Annotated in this window: 21 protein-coding genes; 15 read left to right on the top strand and 6 right to left on the bottom strand. The window is 53.5% G+C overall.

The window, feature by feature from the left end; translation table 11 throughout:
- Nucleotides 1-65: 65 nt before the first annotated feature.
- A complete protein-coding gene (locus tag AC2A1E_RS12775) occupies nt 66-917 on the top strand; it encodes a PA4780 family RIO1-like protein kinase (protein ID WP_484384054.1) in 852 nt (283 codons plus the stop codon).
- Nucleotides 918-963: 46 nt separating this feature from the next.
- Here AC2A1E_RS12775 and AC2A1E_RS12770 read toward each other — a convergent pair whose 3' ends face one another.
- Complete coding sequence (locus tag AC2A1E_RS12770; protein ID WP_484384053.1) at nt 964-1,428, bottom strand: methyltransferase family protein; 465 nt, start codon at nt 1,426-1,428, stop codon at nt 964-966.
- 140 nt (nt 1,429-1,568) lie between these two features.
- Here AC2A1E_RS12770 and AC2A1E_RS12765 point away from each other — a divergent pair, with 140 nt between their 5' ends.
- Nucleotides 1,569-2,396, top strand: coding sequence for an AraC family transcriptional regulator (locus AC2A1E_RS12765; RefSeq protein ID WP_484384052.1), 828 nt, complete (start codon nt 1,569-1,571; stop codon nt 2,394-2,396).
- Here AC2A1E_RS12765 and AC2A1E_RS12760 read toward each other — a convergent pair.
- The 3 genes from AC2A1E_RS12760 to lsrG all read right to left on the bottom strand — a co-directional run bounded on the left by AC2A1E_RS12760 (nt 2,372) and on the right by lsrG (nt 4,301).
- A complete protein-coding gene (locus AC2A1E_RS12760) occupies nt 2,372-2,965 on the bottom strand; it encodes a LysE family translocator (RefSeq protein WP_484384051.1) in 594 nt (197 codons plus the stop codon). The genes AC2A1E_RS12765 and AC2A1E_RS12760 overlap by 25 nt on opposite strands.
- An 83-nt stretch (nt 2,966-3,048) precedes the next feature.
- Entirely contained in the window at nt 3,049-3,954 is a 906-nt protein-coding gene (locus tag AC2A1E_RS12755; RefSeq protein ID WP_484384050.1) for an EamA family transporter, read from the bottom strand.
- Between the two features lie 50 nt (nt 3,955-4,004).
- Nucleotides 4,005-4,301 (bottom strand): (4S)-4-hydroxy-5-phosphonooxypentane-2,3-dione isomerase, encoded by a 297-nt coding sequence (gene lsrG, locus AC2A1E_RS12750; protein ID WP_484384049.1) that lies wholly within the window; start codon nt 4,299-4,301, stop codon nt 4,005-4,007.
- A 173-nt stretch (nt 4,302-4,474) separates the two neighbouring features.
- Here lsrG and lsrK point away from each other — a divergent pair, with 173 nt between their 5' ends.
- Nucleotides 4,475-6,040: an autoinducer-2 kinase gene (gene lsrK / locus AC2A1E_RS12745; RefSeq protein WP_484384048.1), complete on the top strand. Its 1,566-nt coding sequence runs from the start codon at nt 4,475-4,477 to the stop codon at nt 6,038-6,040.
- Between the two features lie 82 nt (nt 6,041-6,122).
- Nucleotides 6,123-6,464, top strand: a complete 342-nt coding sequence (yajD, locus tag AC2A1E_RS12740; protein ID WP_076941033.1) for an HNH nuclease YajD — start codon at nt 6,123-6,125, stop codon at nt 6,462-6,464.
- 24 nt (nt 6,465-6,488) lie between these two features.
- Here the strand turns inward: yajD and AC2A1E_RS12735 are convergent, their stop codons facing one another.
- Nucleotides 6,489-7,415: a LysR substrate-binding domain-containing protein gene (locus tag AC2A1E_RS12735; RefSeq protein ID WP_484384047.1), complete on the bottom strand. Its 927-nt coding sequence runs from the start codon at nt 7,413-7,415 to the stop codon at nt 6,489-6,491.
- Nucleotides 7,416-7,554: 139 nt separating this feature from the next.
- On the opposite strand from AC2A1E_RS12735, the gene AC2A1E_RS12730 reads away from it, so the two are divergent.
- The gene (locus tag AC2A1E_RS12730) at nt 7,555-8,709 is read left to right on the top strand and encodes a methionine aminotransferase (RefSeq protein WP_484384046.1); all 1,155 of its coding nucleotides are present in this window, start codon (nt 7,555-7,557) and stop codon (nt 8,707-8,709) included.
- A 34-nt stretch (nt 8,710-8,743) separates the two neighbouring features.
- On the top strand, nt 8,744-9,526 hold the full coding sequence (locus tag AC2A1E_RS12725) for an ABC transporter substrate-binding protein (protein WP_484384045.1): 783 nt from the start codon (nt 8,744-8,746) through the stop codon (nt 9,524-9,526).
- Nucleotides 9,527-9,723: 197 nt separating this feature from the next.
- On the opposite strand, the gene AC2A1E_RS12720 is transcribed toward AC2A1E_RS12725, so the two are convergent.
- Nucleotides 9,724-10,473 (bottom strand): DNA -binding domain-containing protein, encoded by a 750-nt coding sequence (locus AC2A1E_RS12720; RefSeq protein WP_484384044.1) that lies wholly within the window; start codon nt 10,471-10,473, stop codon nt 9,724-9,726.
- 263 nt (nt 10,474-10,736) lie between these two features.
- On the opposite strand from AC2A1E_RS12720, the gene AC2A1E_RS12715 reads away from it, so the two are divergent.
- From AC2A1E_RS12715 to vgrG, 9 genes are all read left to right on the top strand, one after another.
- On the top strand, nt 10,737-11,714 hold the full coding sequence (locus tag AC2A1E_RS12715) for a type VI secretion system protein TssA (protein WP_484384043.1): 978 nt from the start codon (nt 10,737-10,739) through the stop codon (nt 11,712-11,714).
- Between the two features lie 13 nt (nt 11,715-11,727).
- On the top strand, nt 11,728-12,282 hold the full coding sequence (gene tssB, locus AC2A1E_RS12710) for a type VI secretion system contractile sheath small subunit (RefSeq protein ID WP_459399319.1): 555 nt from the start codon (nt 11,728-11,730) through the stop codon (nt 12,280-12,282).
- Between the two features lie 8 nt (nt 12,283-12,290).
- Entirely contained in the window at nt 12,291-13,793 is a 1,503-nt protein-coding gene (gene tssC, locus AC2A1E_RS12705; RefSeq protein ID WP_459402837.1) for a type VI secretion system contractile sheath large subunit, read from the top strand.
- 175 nt (nt 13,794-13,968) lie between these two features.
- A complete protein-coding gene (locus AC2A1E_RS12700) occupies nt 13,969-14,487 on the top strand; it encodes an Hcp family type VI secretion system effector (protein ID WP_484384042.1) in 519 nt (172 codons plus the stop codon).
- 64 nt (nt 14,488-14,551) lie between these two features.
- A complete protein-coding gene (locus AC2A1E_RS12695) occupies nt 14,552-14,995 on the top strand; it encodes a type VI secretion system baseplate subunit TssE (protein WP_459399321.1) in 444 nt (147 codons plus the stop codon).
- 32 nt (nt 14,996-15,027) lie between these two features.
- A complete protein-coding gene (gene tssF / locus AC2A1E_RS12690; RefSeq protein ID WP_484384041.1) occupies nt 15,028-16,872 on the top strand; it encodes a type VI secretion system baseplate subunit TssF in 1,845 nt (614 codons plus the stop codon).
- Nucleotides 16,865-17,836: a type VI secretion system baseplate subunit TssG gene (gene tssG / locus AC2A1E_RS12685; protein ID WP_484384040.1), complete on the top strand. Its 972-nt coding sequence runs from the start codon at nt 16,865-16,867 to the stop codon at nt 17,834-17,836. The genes tssF and tssG overlap by 8 nt, the downstream gene beginning before the upstream one ends.
- A 17-nt stretch (nt 17,837-17,853) precedes the next feature.
- A complete protein-coding gene (gene tssH, locus AC2A1E_RS12680) occupies nt 17,854-20,442 on the top strand; it encodes a type VI secretion system ATPase TssH (RefSeq protein WP_484384039.1) in 2,589 nt (862 codons plus the stop codon).
- Between the two features lie 48 nt (nt 20,443-20,490).
- Nucleotides 20,491-21,433: type VI secretion system tip protein VgrG (vgrG, locus tag AC2A1E_RS12675; protein ID WP_484384038.1), on the top strand; the 943-nt coding region annotated here is incomplete at its 3' end.

Genomic DNA, 21,433 nt, shown 5'->3' with positions numbered 1-21,433 from the left:
TATAAATACGGTATCAGCATAAGCAAAACCATTCACACCAGAGCCTAAATAGGGTACAAGGCTGCATGAAAATTCCAAAACGACTCCAGCCATTGGTAGATGATGGTTTAATCGACGATGTCATCCGCCGTTTGAAAAGTGGCAAAGAAGCCGACGTATTTATCGTGCGTTGCGGTGAAGAGATCCGCTGCGCCAAAGTGTATAAAGAAGCCGAAAAGCGTAACTTCAAGCAGGCCGTGCACTACCAGGAAGGCCGCAAGGTACGTAACAGCCGCGATGCGCGCGCCATGAATAAAGGCTCCAAATTCGGCCGCCAGCAGCAGGAAGAAGCCTGGCAGAACACCGAAGTGGATGCGCTCTACCTGCTGGCGAAAGCCGGCGTGCGCGTGCCACAGCCGGACATCTGTCTGGACGGCGTGCTGCTGATGGAGTTGATCACCGATGACGAAGGCCTGGTGGCTCCGCGTCTGAGCGACGTGACCTTAACGCCTGAACAGGCGCTCAACGATCACGCGCTGATGATGAACTATGCGGTGCGCATGCTGTGCGCTGGCCTGGTGCACGGCGATCTCTCCGAGTTCAACGTGCTGATGGATAAAAACGGGCCGGTGATTATCGATCTGCCGCAGGTGGTGGACGCGGCTGCCAACAATCATGCCCAAAGCATGTTCGAGCGCGATATCAACAATATGACCCAGTATTACGGCCAATATGCGCCGGAACTGCTGGGCAGCAAGTACGCTAAAGAGATTTGGGCGCTGTATCAGGAAGGGAATCTGACGCCGGAAACCGAACTGACCGGTAAGTTTATCGAAAGCGACAAACGCGCCGATGTCGGCTCGGTACTGGACGAAATCCAGGCAGCCAGCGATGAACATCAGCGCCAGTTGCTGGCGCGTAACGAAAACGAAGAGTAATCCATTCCCCCCGGCAAACCGCCGGGGAGTTTCTGCCTGAGCAGCGTCACAGCCAGCGCCGCACCCGCTGGCAAAACGCCGCATACTCAGCCCCGAAACGCGTACTGAGAAACGCTTCTTCACGCGGAACTTGCACCTTGTGCAGATAGATAAAGAACAGTAACCACCACAGCCAAACGCCGATGCCTCCCAATAGCACAGCCCAAGCGGCCAACAGCAGTAACTGCCCCAGATAGATCGGATTGCGGCTGAAGCGGAAAATACCGCTGACCAGCAGTGCATTAACCTGCTGCGGTTTTTCTGGATGCAGCGTGGTTCCTGCACGGAAAAAATGCAGGCAGGCGCTGAACGTGATGGCTATAGAGGCCAGCAACAGCACAGCGGCCCCCAACAGGGTGGGAAGATGCCACTGCCACCCCTCAGCAGACAGGCTACGCGTGCCCAACATGCCCGCAGCGCAGGCCACCAGCACCACCGGCGGCAGAGTCAGCCAGTGAGTCCATTTTTTCATTGTGTCGCATTCCCTATATCCAGTGAATTTGAAGAGACTTACAGAAATACGCCTCAAAGATTAACATGATCATTCCCCTGCCCTGGCACTTTAGGCTATAACAGTTCACACCTCTCCAGCCGCCAAGGAAAACAAACTGCATGGCCGATCACTCCCCGCAATTCTGGCGCGATCCACACCTGCCATTTGTTGAAGCGCGTGCCATCGCCGATGGCCGTAAAGTTTGTTACGCAATGCACAGCCATGAGTTTTTCTCTATCGGCGCCATTACTGCTGGCACCAGTAGTTACCTCAATGGTGAACAGCGTCTGGAGGTAAAAACCGGTGACGTGGTGATCATCAACCCACAGCAAGCGCACGGCTGTAACCCGATTGGCGATCGGCGCTGGGCTTACATCATGTTTTATATCGACACCGATTGGTTCGCCAGTTTACAGCAGGAAAATGCGCGCGATACGCAACAAGGGTTTACCCCATTGACTGCCATTGCCAGCCAGGATCCGATCTTATTCACCGGCCTAAATCACCTTTATGCGTTGCTGATCGATCCGCTGCGCAGCCACTTGGAAAAACAGATCGCGTTGGTGGATTACTTCAGCGAACTGCCGCTGCGCCTGGAAAGCGCACCAGCCTTGGCGCTAGAGATCAACCCCAAGCTGGAAACGGCCGCCGCATTTATCCGCACCCACTGCACCCAATCGCTGACGCTGGAGGCGATCTGTCAGGCATCAACCTTGTCGCCCTCCTACCTGATCCGCGCATTCAAGAAGCGCTATGGCATGACGCCGCACGCCTATCTGGTCAATCAGCGCATCCAGTATGGCCACCGGCTTTTGAAGCGCGGCTTCCCCATCGCCGCTGCCGCCAGCGAAAGCGGCTTTGCCGATCAGGCGCACTTTCAGCGCACCTTCAAACAACTGCTGGCGGCCACACCCGGCCAGTATCAAACCCCTTCGGCCAATAAATAACAGGCGCTGGCCGCCAACAGCAGCGCCATCAAACGGTTGAAACGCTGCACGTTGCGCGCACTTTGCAGCAGGCCGCTGAGCATCGCACCGATATAGGCCCAACAGGCCACCGAAACGTAGCAAATCACGAAGTAGATCGCCGCAAACTGCCACAGCAACCGCAGCTCACCGTCACCGACAAACGCCCCCATGCTGGCCACCGAAGCCAACCAGGCCTTCGGATTCAGCCATTGCAACAACGCACCATGCCAATAAGAAGGCGCCTTTTGCCGATCGCCCCGCCCCAGTTGCCCACCGTCAGCCGCAAGCTGATAGGCCATATAAAACAGAAAACCCACGCCAGCCCAGAGGATCACCCGCGTCAGCCCCGGCCATAGCGCCAATAGCTCATGCAAACCGAGGCCGATCAACACCAGCAGCAAGGTAAAACCCAGCGTAGCACCGGTAACATGGCGCAGACTGGCGTTAAAGCCAAACTGTGCCCCGCTGCTGAGCGCCACGATATTCACCGGGCCGGGAGTAATGGAAGAGGCCAGAGCAAAGGCGGCCATAGAAAGATAAAGCGTCATATTCAGCACCTGTAAAAAATTCACAGGTGCCAGCGTGCCGCTTCTCAGCGAGAGAGTATTGAACGGAATTGCCCTGCTGCCGATTATTTTCTGGCAGCCACTCGCCAACGCGGCAAGCCGAAGGTATTCACCGCCATTCCCATCAATACCAGCAGTGCTCCGCCAATTTGCAAGGAAGACAGCGCCTCTCCCATCAGCAACCAGGCGCTGGCCAACCCCACCAGAGGCACTAACAGCGCCAGCGGTGCCACACGCCAGGTTTCGTAACGCGCCAACAGACTACCCCAGATGGAATAACCCAACAGGGTGGCAGCAAACGACAGATAGACGATCACCGCAACGCTGCTCATTTGTAGATGCAGCAAACTGTTAAGCACCTGCTGGCGATCGTCAAACAGCGCACTACAGACCAAGAACGGCACAATCGGGATCAGCGCGCTCCACACCACCAGCGGTAAGATCCCCTGTTGTGGAAATATCGCCATGATCTTTTTGTTGGTAAGGTTACCGATGGCCCACGAAAATGCCGCGCCCAGCGTCAACAATAATCCGGCCAAAGGCACCGCAGACGCCCCCTGATTACGCAGGCTGGCCTGTGCCAGCAACAGCATCCCCAAGGTAGCAACTACCATTCCGATAACCTGATGCACGCGCAGCCGTTCGGCAAAAACCAACATTCCTAACAGTAACGTGAAGAAAACCTGCGCTTGTAGCACCAGCGAGGCCAGCCCCGCAGGCATTCCCACCTTGATGGCACAAAAAAGAAAGGCAAATTGCCCAAAGCTCATGGTCAGGCCATAGAGTGCTAACCATTTCCATGGCAGTTTGGGTTTGGGCACAAAGAATATCGCGGGAAACGCCACCAGTAAGAAGCGCAAGCCAGCCAACAAAAACGGCGGCATCCCCTGCAAGCCGTATTTGATAATGACAAAATTCATCCCCCAGATAATCACTACCAGCAACGCCAACAACCGATCGCGCAATGTCATCCCTACCTCACACCTTAAAGATCGTAGCGTATTCTTATGTTTTTCCTGGCTTAAGTCACCGGCATTATGCCAATAAAGCTGGTTTTCTTACGCGGGCCGGTCATCAAGGCCTCCAGCTTTTCCACGCACAACAGATAATGTGGCGTTTGCTTGTGAGCGGCCACCGCCTGTTCATCCTTATAGGCTTCGTAGATATAAAACCGCGTCGGCACCTGTTCATCGCGCAATACGTCAAAGCGCAGGTTACCCGGCTCATTGATAGCACCAAGATGATTGGCGCGGAACACCTCAAGAAACTCGTCAACCTTATCCTGCTTAACGTTAATCTCCACCAACGTAACGTGCATAACTGCTCCTTTTCTCAACCTTGCCGATAAACCAACCCTAGGGCGGATTTACACCCGTTGCCTCTCTCTGGCGGCAATTTTGCAGCACAGCTCACAGATCGTTGCCACGCAGCCACCGCATCCCTGAGGAGCGGCATCTATAGTTAAGATCTGAACCCCTGAGAGTGTGAACTATGCAGAACTATTTGATGGCACTGGACGCAGGAACAGGCAGCATTCGCGCGGTGATTTTTGATCTGGCGGGCAACCAGATCGCGCACGGCCAGGCGGAATGGCAGCACTTGGCGGTAGAGGGGGTTCCTGGGTCGATGGAGTTCGATCTTGCTCATAATTGGCAACTGGTTTGCCAATGTATCCGTCAGGCATTGCAGCGCGCCAATGCCAGCGCACAACAGATCCGCGCCATCGCCTGCTGTTCGATGCGCGAGGGGATCGTGTTGTATAACCGCCAGGGTACACCCATCTGGGCCTGCGCTAACGTCGATGCCCGCGCCAGCCGTGAAGTCAGCGAACTGAAAGAGCTGCATAACTTCACCTTCGAGCAAGAGGTATACCACTACTCCGGCCAGACGCTGGCGTTAAGCGCCATGCCGCGCCTGCTGTGGCTGGCCCATCACCGGCCAGATATTTATCGCCAGGCCGCCACCGTGACGATGATCAGTGACTGGTTGGCCAATATGCTCAGCGGCGAACTGGCGGTCGATCCTTCCAACGCAGGCACTACCGGCATGCTGGATCTGGTCAGCCGCAATTGGCGCACAGAGCTGCTGGACATGGCCGGTCTGCGTGCCGATTTGCTCTCACCGGTGAAGGAAACCGGTACGTTACTGGGTCAGGTGACCGCCAAGACGGCGCAGCAAACCGGCCTGCTGCGCGGGACCCCGGTAGTGATGGGAGGCGGAGACGTGCAGCTTGGCTGCCTGGGGTTAGGTATCGTCCACCCAGGGCAAACGGCGGTGCTGGGCGGTACGTTCTGGCAGCAGATCGTCAATCTGCCGCAGCCGATCACCGATCCGGACATGAACATCCGCATCAACCCGCACGTGATCCCCGGTATGGCGCAGGCAGAATCCATCAGCTTCTTTACCGGGCTGACCATGCGCTGGTTCCGTGATGCCTTCTGTGCCGAAGAAAAACTGCTGGCAGAACGGCTCGGCGTGGATGCCTACAGCCTGTTAGAAGAGATGGCGGCACGCGTACCGCCGGGGGCTTATGGCGTAATGCCGATCTTCTCTGACGCGATGCACTTTAAAACCTGGTATCACGCCGCGCCGTCGTTTATCAATATGTCGATCGACCCGGAGCGCTGCAATAAACAGACGCTGTTTCGCGCGTTAGAGGAGAATGCCGCGATTGTTTCCGCCTGTAATCTGGCGCAAATCGCCGCATTTTCTGGCGTGCAGCCGCGCTCATTGGTGTTCGCAGGAGGGGGCTCGAAGGGGAAACTGTGGTGCCAGATCCTCAGCGACGTCACCGGCCTGCCGCTGCAAGTACCGGTGGTAAAAGAAGCCACCGCGCTGGGTTGTGCCATTGCCGCAGGTGTCGGTGCTGGCCTATACGAATCGCTGGCAGAAACCGGCGAACGGTTGGTGCGCTGGGAACGTGAATATCAACCCAATAGCGCCAACCACGCGCTTTATCGCCAGCAAACCCTGACCTGGCAGGAGGTGTATGCCGATCAGCTCACGCTGGTCGATCACGGCTTAACCACCTCGCTGTGGAAAGCGCCAGGGTTATAATGGTACGAAGCGGCCCACGCTCGGCAATCCGACCGTTTGTGATAATATTAACCGTAACTTTGTTCTCAACAGCAGGCATCACATGGCATACATTCCAAAAAACTACGCGAAGCTGGAAGTGGGTTATCGCGAAAAGGCGTTGAAGATTTTCCCGTGGGTATGCGGGCGTTGTTCGCGGGAATTTGTTTATTCCAACCTGCGTGAACTGACGGTTCACCATATCGATCATGACCACAGCAACAACCCGGAAGATGGCAGCAACTGGGAGATGTTGTGCCTGTATTGCCACGATCACGAACACTCCAAATACACCGAAGCCGATCAGTACGGCTCAACGGTTATCGCTGGCGAAGACGCGCAGAAAGACGTTGGCCTGGCGACACATAACCCGTTCGCCAATCTGAAAGCGATGATGAAGAAGTAGCGGCTGACAAGCCTCTTTACCCTGTCAGAGTAAAGGGGCCATCGGGCGGTACTTTTCCAATCTGGCGCGGCTGGCCTGCGCCTCTTCCCCAAGCCAATCCACCAGTTCGGTCAATGCAGCGGGTATTACCGCGCGTTCAGGATAAACCAGATAGTAGGCCGCGCCGCTGAGCACGCTAAGCGGGAACGGCGTAACGATGCGGTTGGCCTGAATGTCCTCTTCCAGCAGGCAGAGATCGCCAATCGCAATGCCAAACCCTTGCAACGCTGCGCTCGTCGCCAGATCGAGCGTATCAAAATGCTGTGCTTTGGCGGAAGGCAACGCCTCATGCCCGGCCGCTTTCAGCCACAGCAGCCAATCGCGGCGATCGCGCGTTGGGTGCAGCAGGGTTTTCTGCGCCAGATCGGCGGGCACCGGCGGCCGATCCAGCGCGGGCAGATAAGTGGGTGTACAAACCGGGGTCAGGATTTCGTCAAACAGATGCTGCACCACCAGCCGTTTTCTCTGCGGTTCACCGAACACCACGGCGGCATCAAAATGCTCGGTGCCGAAATCTACGCCGTGCGATACCGATGCGGTCAGTTCGATATGCATCTCCGGCCGCTCATTCTGTAGGCGGATAATGCGCGGCAGCACCCAGCGCATCGCGCAGGTCGGGCATTTAATCCGCAGCGTGCCCGGTTGCGCTCCAACACGCACCAAGGCTTCACCCAGTTGTTCCAACGCCTGTTGTACCGGCGTCAGCAACAGTGCGCCCTGCGCGGTCAACACCAGCCCACGCGCTCTGCGGCTAAACAGCGGATAGCCCAATTGCTGCTCCAAACCGAGGATCTGACGGCTGACCGCGCCCTGCGTCAGATGCAGCGCCTGCGCCGCGTGGGTAAAATTGAGGCGCTGCGCCACCACCACAAAAGTTTTCAGCACGTCCAGCGACGGCAGCGATATCTGCATACATTAACCCCTTTATTAACGCAAAATCTCTGCTCAGGCATGAGAAAAACACATGGCTGGCATGACGAACTTTCTCTTGTTCGCCGATCCTAACTCATGCTTAATCATTCCACACTTCATTCTTTTCCCGGAGCCCATCATGCAGAGCGCCTGCTCTCAACGCTCGAAACTGCCAGACGTCGGCACCACCATTTTCACCGTGATTGGCCAACTGAGTGCCGAACACCAAGCCTTGAATCTGTCCCAGGGCGCACCGAATTTTGCCTGCGATCCGCTACTGGTGGAAGGTGTTGCCCAAGCCATGCGCGCAGGTCATAACCAATACGCCCCCATGAGCGGCGTAGCCGCGTTGCGTCATGCTCTGGCAGAAAAAGTTGAACGCCTGTACGGCGCGCGTTATGACGCTGATGACGAAATCACCGTGATTGCCAGCGCCAGCGAAGGGTTGTATTCCGCCATCAGTGCGCTGGTGCACCCTGGCGACGAGGTGATCTATTTTGAACCAGCCTTCGACAGCTACGCGCCGATCGTTCGCCTGCAGGGCGCGACACCGGTCGCCATCAAGCTTTCGCTGCAAGATTTGCAGATCGATTGGGATGAAGTCGCCGCGGCGATCAACGGCAAAACGCGCATGATCATCGTCAACAGCCCGCATAACCCCACCGGCAGCGTGTTCGGCGAACATGATATCGAACGCCTGACCGCGCTGACGCGTAACACCGACATCGTCATTCTCTCTGATGAGGTCTACGAGCACGTGGTGTTCGACGGTGGTATCCACCACAGCATGGCGCGCCACCCGGCCTTGGCGGAACGCAGCGTGATCGTTTCGTCGTTCGGTAAAACCTACCACGTCACCGGTTGGCGCGTGGGTTATTGCATGGCACCGGCGGCGCTGATGGATGAGATCCGTAAAGTGCACCAGTTTATGGTGTTCTCTGCCGATACCCCGATGCAGTATGCCTTTGCCGCCGCGTTGAATAACCCGCAAAGCTATCTGGGGCTGGCAGATTTCTACCAGCAGAAGCGCGATTTACTGGCCAACGCCTTGCAGAATTCGCGCTTTGAATTACTGCCAAGCTATGGCAGTTTCTTTATGCTGGCTCGCTTTAGCGGCTTTTGCAGCGAAAGTGACAATGACTTTGCGGTGCGTTTGATCCGTGAAGCCAAGGTGGCCACCATCCCGCTGTCGGCGTTTTACAGCGATGGCACCAATACCGGCATTATCCGGCTGAGTTTCTCGAAAGATAATGACACCCTGCTGGAAGGCGCTCGCCGCCTATGCCAGGTGTAATCCATTGATTTTTGACCATGGGAAAAAGGCATTGATGAAAAAAACATTGAACACGCTGATCGCTGCGGGCTGCCTGTTGGCGGCTGGATCCACCTTTGCGGCAGAAAACAACCTGCGTTTTGGTATTGAAGCGCTGTATCCGCCGTTCGAATCCAAATCTGCCAGCGGCCAGTTGGAAGGGTTTGATATCGATCTGGGGAACGCCGTGTGTACCGCCGCAAAACTGAAGTGCAGTTGGGTAGAAACCTCGTTCGACAGCCTGATCCCAGCGTTGCAGGCGCGTAAGTTCGAAGCGATCAACTCAGCGATGAACATTACCGATCAGCGCCGCCAGGCGATTGCCTTTACCGATTCGATTTATCAGGTGCCTAACCGGTTGATCGCCAAAGCCGACAGCGGCCTGCTGCCAGATGCCAAATCACTGGCAGGCAAGCGCGTAGGGGTATTGCAGGGTTCGATTCAGGAAAACTATGCCAATGCGCACTGGGCTCCGCAGGGTGTTGACGTGGTGTCTTACCAAGACCAGAACCAGGTGTATCTTGATCTGACCTCTGGCCGCCTGGATGCCACGCTGATCATGGCCCCTGCCGGGCAGAGCGGTTTCCTGGCACATCCGGATGGCAAAGGCTTTGCCTTTGTCGGCAATGCGGTGCAGGACGACAAAATCCTGGGCGAAGGGATCGCTTTCGGCTTACGTAAAGACGATGCTGCGCTGCTGAAACAGCTGAACGAAGCCATCGCCAAAGTGAAGCAGCAAGGTACCATTACCGAGCTGTCGAAGAAGTATTTTGGTGATATTGATGTGACGGTGAAGTAGACATTTACGCCTGAACGGAACGGTGTGATACCTCGTCACCTCCTTTGCGGGGGCTGATGAGGTGTCGACGGTTAAAACCGGAGGGGTAATATGGAGCACTGGCAAAAAAACGGGGTTCAACGTTGCCGAATCCCCCCAATGCAACAATCAATGTACAAATTAAAAGAGGCCATCCTTAGCCCATAGGGTATGACAGACTAGATATAATCAAGATAGCCGTTGTTAATCAGATTATTTGCTTTTTTCAACCGATAGCGAATGTTGGCCCGGAGCCAACTATCTGATGACCATTCATTTTTCACCAGTTCCTCACCAAATATTTCTGAAGCGATGTCTTTATGTGTAAGTCCTTGTTTTATATCATCAATAAACTTCAGAAAAACCAGGTAACTTTTTTCTTTTTCATCGAAATCATCGGGTTCATCGATTTCGCCTCGGTTATTAATAATGCTTTTTATAATATCAATATTCTTGTTTATCGTATCAGTTTGCAAACTCAACGGAATGTACAAAAATAAACTCGCGTTATCATTTAGCATGGTATTACTGTCAGTAAAAAACTGAAAGTAACCGTTGTCATTAAATATTTTTATACAGAGTGTGCCATCCCGCAGTCTGAGTTTACGTTGATGCACGCCCGGTTTATTGGCAATATGGCTCCAGGTAAAATCACCACAGGTACTGAGTGCCAATCGAATAGATCGTTTACTCAACCGGATAGACCAAAAAACGTCTATCGGATCCGGATTCTCAGGATCCACATACTTCATTAAGCCCCATTTTCTTTCAGCACTCAGATCTACAACCCGTTGGGTTCTTATTGCATCGCCAAATATTTCATTTTCATCAGCACGCTCTTCTTCCTTAGCTAATTTCCAATCACTGATGTATTGAGGATTTCTTCTCAGGCATTCCCAAGCAAAATCAGTATATACTTTTTCTTCCATAGTGACATCCTTTGATTTGAAATATCCACTTCAAGCCAAGCATAGTAATGATTTGATAGTTTTTTATTGAAAGGGTGAAAAAATAAAACCTGGATTTTATCCCTACACATAATCCAATCAGGCGCTACCCTAATTAAACCTATTCGCCCCTAACAATATAAGAGTTAATGTTCTAGCCTCAACCCAGTATATACAGGAAGTTTCTCAAAATGCATGCAAGTCACCAAGAATTAGCGCATAGCAATAAAAGGAGTGGTGAGAATATGGATAATACATTTACCCCCAATTTATTCGGTGTTGAATTCGATCCATTATACAGCGAAATAGAGGCTACTCTTGCACAGCAGGATGAATCCGCCGATCCGTTGTCCATGCCGAATGAGCCACCCAAAATCAACTGGCCGCTGGTTGCTGAACAATCAGGAAAACTGCTTGAGCAGTACTACGATTTACGGGTCGCGCTATGGTTAATCAGAGCAGATATACAGCAGGAAGGTGTATATGCGTTATTTCGTGGCTTGGTCAGTCTGGATGAACAGATCGCCAGAAATCAGGACGCCATCTATCCCATTTCGGAGGAGAGTCCAGCAAACAGTGGGCATGCAGCCGCACTGGGCTGGTTATCGACTGCACAATGTATTGCAGAGTTGAAGTCCGCACGCTTAACCTCGGAACATTCTTGTAACTTACAAGAGTTATTCAATACCGAATCTACCACCGATGAATCAAAAAGTACTCAGTTGGCAATATCCACACAATTAGTAACGATTAATCTTTACTTTCAACAAAACGGTCGCCCCGATTTATTAGAGCAATTTATTACCATCGCGGAAACAGTAAAAAGAATTGAAGATTATGCCAACCAGTATTCCGAAGGTTACCAATTAGATTGTGATCAACTTCATATCTTCCTAGCTAAATGTATTACGTTTTTTTCACAGTCAGCATCCAATGGCAATAGTACTGACATCAATCATATGGTGACCTCTTTTGCCTTGCCGTCAAAAACAATGCTCAACGCTGACAATACAAATATACGCTCGCGTCAAGAGATCATACTTATGCTCGATCGCATTCTAGAGTATTTCAAACACTACGAACCCAGCCATCCCGCTCCGATATTTATACGCCGTACCAAGCAGATGATTGGCATGGATTTTATTTCTATCGTAGAAGACCTGCTTCCTGATTCTGTGATGACTTTACAACAGTTTACCGGAAAATCATCCCCAGTGATTTAATGAGGACATCGAGATGGCCAAAGATTCAAGTTCACAAAAGTTTATTGGCAGAAATAACGCCCCTCGGGTGCAAATAGAGTATGACGTCGAAATTTATGGTTCCAATAAGAAAGTAGAGTTGCCATTTGTCACCGGCGTGATGGCCGATCTTTCGGGCCACCGTGATAAACCGCTTGCCGCTATCGAAGAGCGTAAATTCCTGACGTTTGACCAGGATAACTTTGACGCCCGCATGCGCGCCATTAAACCACGGCTCAAATTCTATGTGGATAACACACTGAGCGACGATGAAGAACTGTTGGATATCGAACTTGAATTCGAATCGATGGATGACTTTTCGCCGGGTGCCGTTGCTCGCCATATCCCTCAAATGGAAAAACTGCTTGAAGCTCGAACGCACTTGGCTGAACTGATTACCTATATGGACGGCAAGGCCAGCGCGGAAGAAGTGGTTAAGCGACTGCTTGAACAACCCGATTTCTTACAGCGCCTGGCTGTTGATGCCCAAAGTACCGTGACGAGCCTCAGCAAGGACTTGGATAACGAAGCCACTGAGGGGGATGAATAGTGGAAAATATGCAACAAGCACCTGCCGATAGCTTACCGGACGTTGAGGTAGCCTTTGTTGACAATGAGTTGGACGAAATCCTTAAACGTTCATTCCGCCCGCGTACCGACGAGGCTTCTTTTGCGGTACGCAGAGCAATAGGGACGCTTGCCGCCTACGCCAACAAAGGCAAAGTCAAGGTCAGCCGGGATGTCGTTCTGACCATCGAATCCTTGGTTGCCGAGATCGATGAAAAACTCTCCGAGCAGATGAACCATATTCTGCATCATAAAGAGTTTCAGAAACTCGAGTCCGCCTGGCGTGGCTTAAGCTACCTGGTGGATAACACCGACGCCAACGAAACGCTAAAAATCCGCGTGCTTAATATCAGCAAGGATGAACTGGCGAAAACGCTAAGGCGCTATCGAGGTTCTGCCTGGGATCAAAGCCCGATCTTCAAGCAAATCTATGAACATGAATATGGCCAGTTTGGTGGCGAACCCTTTGGTTGCATGATCGGCGACTATGAGTTCGACCACAGCCCACAAAGCGTCGCCCTGTTAACGGAACTGGCCAAAGTCGCGGCCGCCGCGCACTGCCCTTTTATCGCTTCCGCCTCTCCCACCATCATGCAGATGAACAATTGGCAGGAACTGGGCAACCCTCGCGATATTGGCAAAATTTTTACCACGCCAGAATATGCGCCCTGGCGCCGGTTGCGTGAAAGCAATGACTCCCGTTATCTGGTGCTGACGTTGCCACGTTTCCTTTCACGTTTGCCTTATGGCTCTAAAACGTTGCCAATCGATGATTTTGCCTTTGAAGAAGTGGTCAGCCCCTACGCCATTGAAGATTTTACCTGGGCCAACGCGGCCTATGCCATGGGGGTCAATATCAACCGCGCTTTCAATGAATACGGCTGGTGTTCGAGGATCCGTGGCATCGAATCCGGCGGTTCGGTCGAGGAACTGCCTGCCTATGCTTTCCCGTCTGACGAAGGGGGGTACGAACTGACCTGCCCGACTGAATTAGCGATTTCCGATCGCCGTGAAAATGAGTTGTCCAACGCCGGTTTCTTACCGCTGGTCTACAGAAAACACTCAGATTTTGCTGCATTTATCGGCTCATGCACGCTGCATGCGCCCGCCGAGTATGAAGATCCTGATGCGACAGCAAACGCCAAGCTTTCCGCACGTTTACCTTACATTTTCGCCACCTGCCGTTTTGCTCATTACCTCAAATGTATCGTCCGCGACAAGATCGGTTCGTTCCGTTCCCGCGATGACATGCAGATTTGGTTGAACGACTGGTTGATGAACTACGTTGACGGCGATCCAACCATTTCCACCGAAGCCACCAAGGCCAAGAGGCCGTTAGCTGCTGCAGAAGTCCATGTTGAAGAAGTGGAAGACGATCCGGGCTTTTACCGGGCTCACTTCTACCTGCGCCCGCATTACCAATTAGAAGGCATGACAGTGTCTCTGCGGCTGGTCTCAAAACTTCCATCCAGTAAGGAAGGCAAAGAAAAGTAGCGGCAAAACCAAACCGGGCTCCTAAAAAACGTGGTTGATGAGCTTAGAACTGAATATGGCATGCAGACGGGAATACCCCCAATCCGTTAAGGAGGTGAAGTTTTATTTAAATTAATCAATGTATTGATAAGAAATACCCATCCAACCTTAATGACATTAATTCAGGAGTGAAACAATGGCAGCGTTAGTGGATTACTTTCTAAAAATTGAAGGGGTCGAAGGGGAATCTCCCGATCAGAACTATGCCGGCTGGATCCAATTGCAAGCTTGGCAATGGTCAGAAGAGAACGCGGGTCGCTGGGGTTTTGGCAGCGGTGGTGGCTCCGGCAAAGTCGAGATGAAAGATTTCGAATTCCGTATGGTCAGCAACAAAGCCTCGCCAAAACTGTTCCTGATGTGCGCCACCGGCGAACACGTTCCACAGGCCAAACTGGTCTGCCGTAAATCAGGAAGCGGTCAGCAGGACTTCCTGACCGTCACCTTCAGCAACTGTCTGGTTTCTGCTTTCAAAACCGTCGGCAACCTGCCGCTGGGCGTGGGAGAAAAACTCGATACCGATACGGTCCTGCCAACCGATGTGATCAGTCTGAACTTTGCACGCATTGAAATTGAATACAAAGAACAGAAGAACGACGGTTCGATGGGCGCGGTGATCAAGTCAGGTTACGACCTGAAACTGAACTCCCGAATTTAGCAATACTCACCAGGCTGCTCTAGAGTCTAGGGCAGTCTTTCCACTGTGCTTGGGAAGGCTAATCATGACCATTTCGACCCCGATACTTTTCGACAAACTGAGCCTGCGCCATGAGCATGTTCGCCTGCCGCACTGGCGCGAAGTGCTGTTGCGGGATATCGAGTTTTTGCTGAATGACTCGGCTCACAGCGCCGCGTTGAAACTGGGGCCTCATCCTCATTGTGAAACCTCCGTCATCAATTACGGCCTGCCTTCCTTAAGCCAGCAAGTTCCGATGAATACCGATCTGATGGAGCTCGCACGTCATATACAACGCATTATCGCCACTTTTGAATCCCGTCTTGATCCCCGTTCGATCAAGGTGGTTCCGCTGATAGACAAAGACCACACCTGGGTATTGGCCATTCTGTTTGATATTCACGCCAAGTGTAATTTGCCCGGTGAAGAGCAACTGATGAACCTACGCATCGCTCTCGACTACTCCTATGGAATGGTACGCGTTCTCTGAACAACACAGACCGATAAAAGGAACAGGCCATCATGCTCAGCGAACGTTTTCTCGCTTTATACAACGAAGAGTTGCGCTATCTGCGTGAGGATGGGCAACGCTTCGCACAAATGCATCCTCAGGTCGCACAGCACCTTGGGCTGCACGTTGATGGCGTGCTCGACCCTTTCGTGGAGCGCCTGCTGGAAGGCACTGCTTTTCTCAGTTCCCGCATTCAGGAGCGTCTAAATAATGAAAATCCAGAATTCGCCCTGCAAATGTTGGGACGCCTGGCCCCCTTGTGGTACACCCCGTTACCGTCCATCGCGACCATTGCGATGACGCCCGACCTCACCTCTCCTCAGTGGCATTCGCACGTTACGCTGCCCAAAGGAAGCCGGGTCACGTTAAGCGATAACTCGCTTAACCAGCGACGCGCCAATTTTTCTACCGGCCGTGATCTGAAAATTCAACCGATCACCATTGAACATGCCAGCTGTAGCAACACTCCCCCTGCGCATTTGCCCCATGCCGTGGCCAACCAGCTAAGCGACGGGCAGGCACATCTGGCGCTACGCCTCACGACTCAGGGCGTCGTCTCTTTGTCCGAATTGGATCTTGCTCCGCTGAACCTGACGCTGGCGGGCGATATTGTGCATTCGAATCAGGTGATCACCACGCTGCTCAATAACACCCTGCACATTGTCGTCTGGGCAAAAACAGAAGATCGTCCGCTGATAACAGTGCTCGATAAAGCGCAACTGCGCCAAGGGGGGCTAAACGAGGACGAAGCCTTGCTGCCCACCAATATCAGTGAGCTGCCGGGCAGCCGCCTGTTGCGCGAGTATTTTGCTGCGCCTTCGCGCTTTTTCAGCCTTGAATTACACGGGCTGAATGACTTTTTAAAACAGGGTGAACGGGTACATGCTTTCGAAATCCTGTTCGTCTTAAACCAGCGGCCACTCCATTTGATTGATCGGGTCAACCCACAGGATTTCCGGCTGTTTGCTACCCCGATAATCAATCTCTATAAACGTCGCTGTAGCCCGGTGCTTGTTAACCATGAACATATTGAATACCCGATCATTGTCGATCAACTCAATCCGCGCCTGTATGAAATTCACCACGTACTGAGCGTCAACGGGCTGCTGACCGATGGCGGCACTATGCCTTTTTCGCCCCTCTACGGCCATGGACGCTTTGAAGACGATGACAACCTGGGCGGTTACAGCATCCGGCGGCGGCGCGAATTCAGAGAGAAAAACCATCAGAAAGCGTCACCGATGCCACATGACAGCCTGTTTATCTCCCTATCTCCCGGCAACACTGGCTTTGATATCGACCGCGTAAAATCGCTGTCGATCGAAACCATGGTCTGTGAACGTCATTTGATACCGAGTCAATTACAGCATTCACAGTTCCAACTGGATATCGCCCTGCCGATTGGCCCTATCGAAATGCTGCGTTCGCCTTCCCGGCCGCAGGGCGTCCCCGATCTGGACCAAGCCTGGCGCGCACTACAGCTGATTGCCAATAATCCGCTACGTTATGCACTGCCGGAAGTCAAAGACTGTTCTTCACTGCTAAAAGACTGGTTATCACTGTTTTGCCAATTCGGTGATGCCAGCCAACATAAACGCATTACCAGCCTCAACCATGCCAGCATCAGTCACAACTTCGAGCGTTACACCCTCCCCGGCCCCATTGCCTGGGGGCGCGGAGTAAAAGCCACTCTCGATCTCAACAGCCACCACCACAGCGATAAGGGCGTTCAGCTGTTCGCCAGGATCCTGCATCACGCGCTCTCCGAATATTGTGAACTGGGGCAGACCCTGCGGATGCACGTCAACGTTGACGGCGAAACCTTCGCACAATGGGAGCCCATCAGCCATGTCTAGTACACCGGCATTGATCGTTGGCCTCTCCGCCAGTCAGGATTTCTTCGAACTGCTGCGCCGTATTGAGCGGGCAACACCACAAGAACCGCGTCTGGGGACTTCGGGCGCGCGTAGTCATCGGCAACTGAGGATCGTCCAGCCCGCAGATATGGCCTTCGCGCCCCGTGAGGTGGCCGATGTCAGGCAACGGCCAAGTAACAATGGCAACGGGCCACTGGTGACGATCTCTTGCCGCCATTTTGGGCTGTTCGCCCCCTATGGGCCGTTGCCTATCCATGTAACGGAACACGCGCGTAATGAATCCTTGGCCAAGCGAAATCAGGCTTTTCAGGATTTTGCCAGCATCCTCAGCCAACGGATGGCGATCCTGCATTACCGCTCATGGGCGCAGCTAAACGTTGCGGTAGGACACGATCGCTCCGCAGCTAACCCGTTCCTGCACCATATACGTCAAATCGCGGGTGTCACCTCTAAACAGGCGCTGACACCACACGTCGCGCGCGTTCGCACGCTGTTTCCTGGTGCTTATCTGCCGGGACGCGGCTCACTGCAGAAACTGCAGGAAATCCTGACGCATTACTTTTCCGTATCCATCAGCCTCGAGCCCCATAAGGGATTGTGGATCGATGATTCTCACAACACAGAAAACCAGAGGATGGGAAAGCTGGGAACAACGCGGATGGGTCGGCGTTTTTTCGATGTTCAGCACAGCCTGGTCGTCAACATTGGCCCGGTCTCTGAGCCCGACTATCTCAATTACCAACGAGGCAGCGAGCGCCTGCAAACCCTGGTGCACCTGTGCCATGACTTCGTGCGGCACCGAATGGTACTGGATGTGAATTTGCTGATCCAGACCACCCCCGAGATGGCCTGCCGTCTCGGTAAAGGCAACCTTAGCCGTCACTGCTGGTTAAAACCAGGTTCGGCTTTACGTATCCAGTCCCTTTATAGAACGGCGACTTAACTTCAGGAGCGATAACGATGTACCAGCGTGAACGTCTTTTTAACCAGCTCGGCGCCTTCGCCTATCAAACCTTCGTTGAGGCAACCCGGCTATGCCGCAGCTACCGACACGAATACGTCGAGCTTGAGCATTGGCTGAAAGTCTTGGTGGACCAACAGAAAGGGGATGTCCCTGCTCTCCTGACTCATTACGGGCTTAATCAGGCGGCCATCGCTGCACGGCTGGACAACATCATTCAGCACATGCCGAACAGCAATACGGCGGTGCAGGATCTTTCCTCACGGTTGGAGTCTGCCGTGGAGTCCGGTCTGCTGATGAGCAAAGTGATGGGGAGCCAGCGCTCGATCCGTACCGCGCATATCCTGCTCGGGCTGCTGCAAGATACACAGCATCAACGCTGGCTTTATCGCCTGTGCGATGAATTTAAAAAACTGCCCATTCCGCAAATTGCCCAGGAATATGAAGGCCTGCTGCGTGATTCGATAGAACACGAAGATGCGCTGCAAGACGATATCATGCAGAGCACCGCCCCCCTCGGCAAGCAGACAGCAGAAGGCCGCGCGGCGCTGGATAAATGGTGTATCGATCTCACGAAACAGGCAGTAGCCGGTGAGATCGATCCCGTCATTGGTCGCGAGACCGAATTACGTCAGATGATCGATATCCTGTCACGCCGCCGCCAGAACAACCCCATTCTGGTGGGGGAAGCGGGTGTGGGGAAAACGGCCGTAGTTGAAGCGCTGGCCAGAAAACTTGCCAGTGGTGATGTGCCGCCGCTACTGCGTGAAGCCCGTCTGCTTTCACTCGATCTCGGCCGCATGCAGGCAGGAGCCAGTATGCGCGGCGAATTTGAGTCGCGCCTGAAAGCGTTGATTGATGGCATCAGCCAGTGTGATACGCCCATCATCCTGTTCTGTGACGAAGCCCATACGCTGGTAGGGGCCGGCGGGCAAGCGGGAACCGGTGATGCAGTCAATCTGCTGAAACCGATGCTGGCCAGAGGTGCGCTGCGAATGATCGCCGCCACCACGTGGTCGGAATATAAACAGTTTATTGAGCCGGACTCGGCGCTCACCCGCCGTTTCCAGCGGGTGCTGATTAGCGAACCGAATGAGCCTACTGCGGTGGATATGCTACGCGCCATCGCCCCCCATTTTGCCAAGCATCACCATGTGACTATCCGCGACAGCGCCATTCTGGCGGCGGTGCGTCTGTCATTGCGTAACCTGCCTTCACGCCAATTACCGGACAAAGCCATCAGCCTGCTGGATACCGCCTGTGCCCGCGTGGCGCTAAGCCAACATGCCCAACCCCAGGCCATCGAGCAGTTGGCTGCCCGGCTTGGCGTACTACAGACAGAGCGTCTCTACCTGCAAAGAGAGCATCAATTGGGCGCCGCCGTTGATGAACGGTTAGCGGAAGTTGAAGAGACGATCCCACGGCTGGAAGATGAGTTGGCAGTGCTACGCCAACGCAATCAGCACGAACAGGAATTGGTTAAAGCCTTATTGCCGGATGAGAGCTCGGGCTACGTGATTACCGATCATGCTCGTTGGCCAGAACTGGTGGAGTTACAGCAAGATACCCCGCTGGTTTACCCGTGGGTTGATGAACAGACCATCGCCGAAGTTCTGTCTGACTGGACAGGGATCCCCAGCGGCAAAATGTTACAAGACGACATTGAATGCGTGCTGAATCTTGAACAACACCTGGGGAGCTGTATTTTCGGGCAAGAAAACGCCATCAAGGAGATCGCTCAGGCCATCCGCATTGCGCGAGCCGGTATTCAGTCACAGGAACGGCCTTTGGGGATCTTCCTGCTGGCGGGGCCGACAGGCACCGGCAAAACAGAAACCGCCAACGTACTGGCAGATATGCTGTATGGCGGAGCCCACAATCTCATCACCTTCAACATGAGCGAATTCCAGGAAGCGCACACCCTGTCAACGCTGAAAGGTGCCCCTCCGGGCTACGTCGGCTATGGCAAAGGCGGCAAGCTGACGGAAGCCGTGCGACGCAAACCTTACTCGGTGATCCTGCTGGACGAGTTTGACAAAGCCCACCCCGATATCCACGACGCCTTTTACCAGGTGTTCGACAAAGGCTGGATGGAAGATTCGGAAGGCCGCATCGTCAGCTTCCGACAGTGTTTCATTCTACTGACCTGCAATCAGGGGGCGGACGAAATTGAACAAGCCTGCCTGGCCGACAGCGCCATCAAGCTTTCAGCCCTGAAACCCATCCTTTACGGCGCCTTACTGCCCCGCTTTGCTCCGGCGCTGCTGGCGCGGGTCAATATCATCCCTTATCTGCCGCTACAGCAAAGCGCTCTGGCGCAGATCGCCACCCATTATCTCACGCGCCTGCAACAGCGCCTGGCGAAAGAGCTTGATGCCACGCTGTTAACCGAGGGCGATATTCCTGCGTGGATCGCCGAACGGATTTCAAGCCATCCGAACCGGGGCCGCGCCGTTGAAGAGCTGCTGCGCCAAACGGTATTGCCCGCGATCGGCAACGAAGTATTACGACGACAGCATGAGGCCAGCCCACTGAAAGAAATCAGGCTGATGATCGAAGACGCCAACCTGAGTCTGGAATTTTCCTGATCGCGACTCATGGCCATCACGTAACCATTATTTGAAAACGAGGTCGTTATGCCTTTAATCGAAATAGAAAATGAGTTGTTGTCAGGGTTTGATGCTTTCCCTCTCAGCTTTACCACACAGGAGCGGCTTTCGAAGAATCCGGTATACAGCCTGGAATTTCAGGCTACCGATTCAGACATCGATCTGGTCAGCCTGCTGGGCGAGATTATCAAGGTCAGAATCGAACTGCCTGATTCTGCCGGTTACCGAACGTTCTTCACTTATGTGGTGGCGGGCAACGATGAAGGTCAGCGGCAGAATCAGTTTGTTTATCGGCTGGAGCTAAGCACCTGGCTGTGGTTCCTGATGCAGAACCGTAACTGCCGGATCTTTCAGGACCTGAATATCGTCAGCATTATTGAACAGATATTTACCCGCTATAACTTTGCCGACTACCGCTTTGAACTGGCAGATAGCTACCCGCTGCGCGAGTATTGCGTGCAGTTTGCCGAAACCGACTTCGACTTTATCAACCGGCTGCTGGAAGACGAAGGGGTCTGGTATTACTTCGAGCATAGTGATGAAAAACACACTCTGGTGATTACCGATCGGCAGCAGTTTGCCGCGCTGGAAGGCAACTATGCCCAATTGAGCTTCCTGCCTGACAGCGAGGAAATGCGCGCTATTCGCGAAGGCGTGCAACGCCTCCAGCGCTCGCAGCGCATCCATGCCAGCGAAGTTGTCCTGCGTGATTTCGATTTTCTCAACCCACGTAATACCTTGCAGACCCACATCGAAGAAACCCGCCAGCACCTGCAAGGGGTTCCTCTGGAATGGTATGACTATGCCGCTGGCTATACCGACACCCAGCACGGCGAAAGCATTGCCCGTCTGCGTTTGGAGGCAATGCAAAGTCACGGTCAGCTGCTTTCCGGTGAGAGTAACGCCATCGGCCTGATGGCAGGAAAGTCGTTCTCACTGGTACAACACCCAGACAATAGCCGCAACCGCG

The organism is Serratia sp. HNCC26DJ206 (genome assembly GCF_057180605.1).
This window is presented reverse-complemented; position numbering and strand designations above follow the sequence as displayed.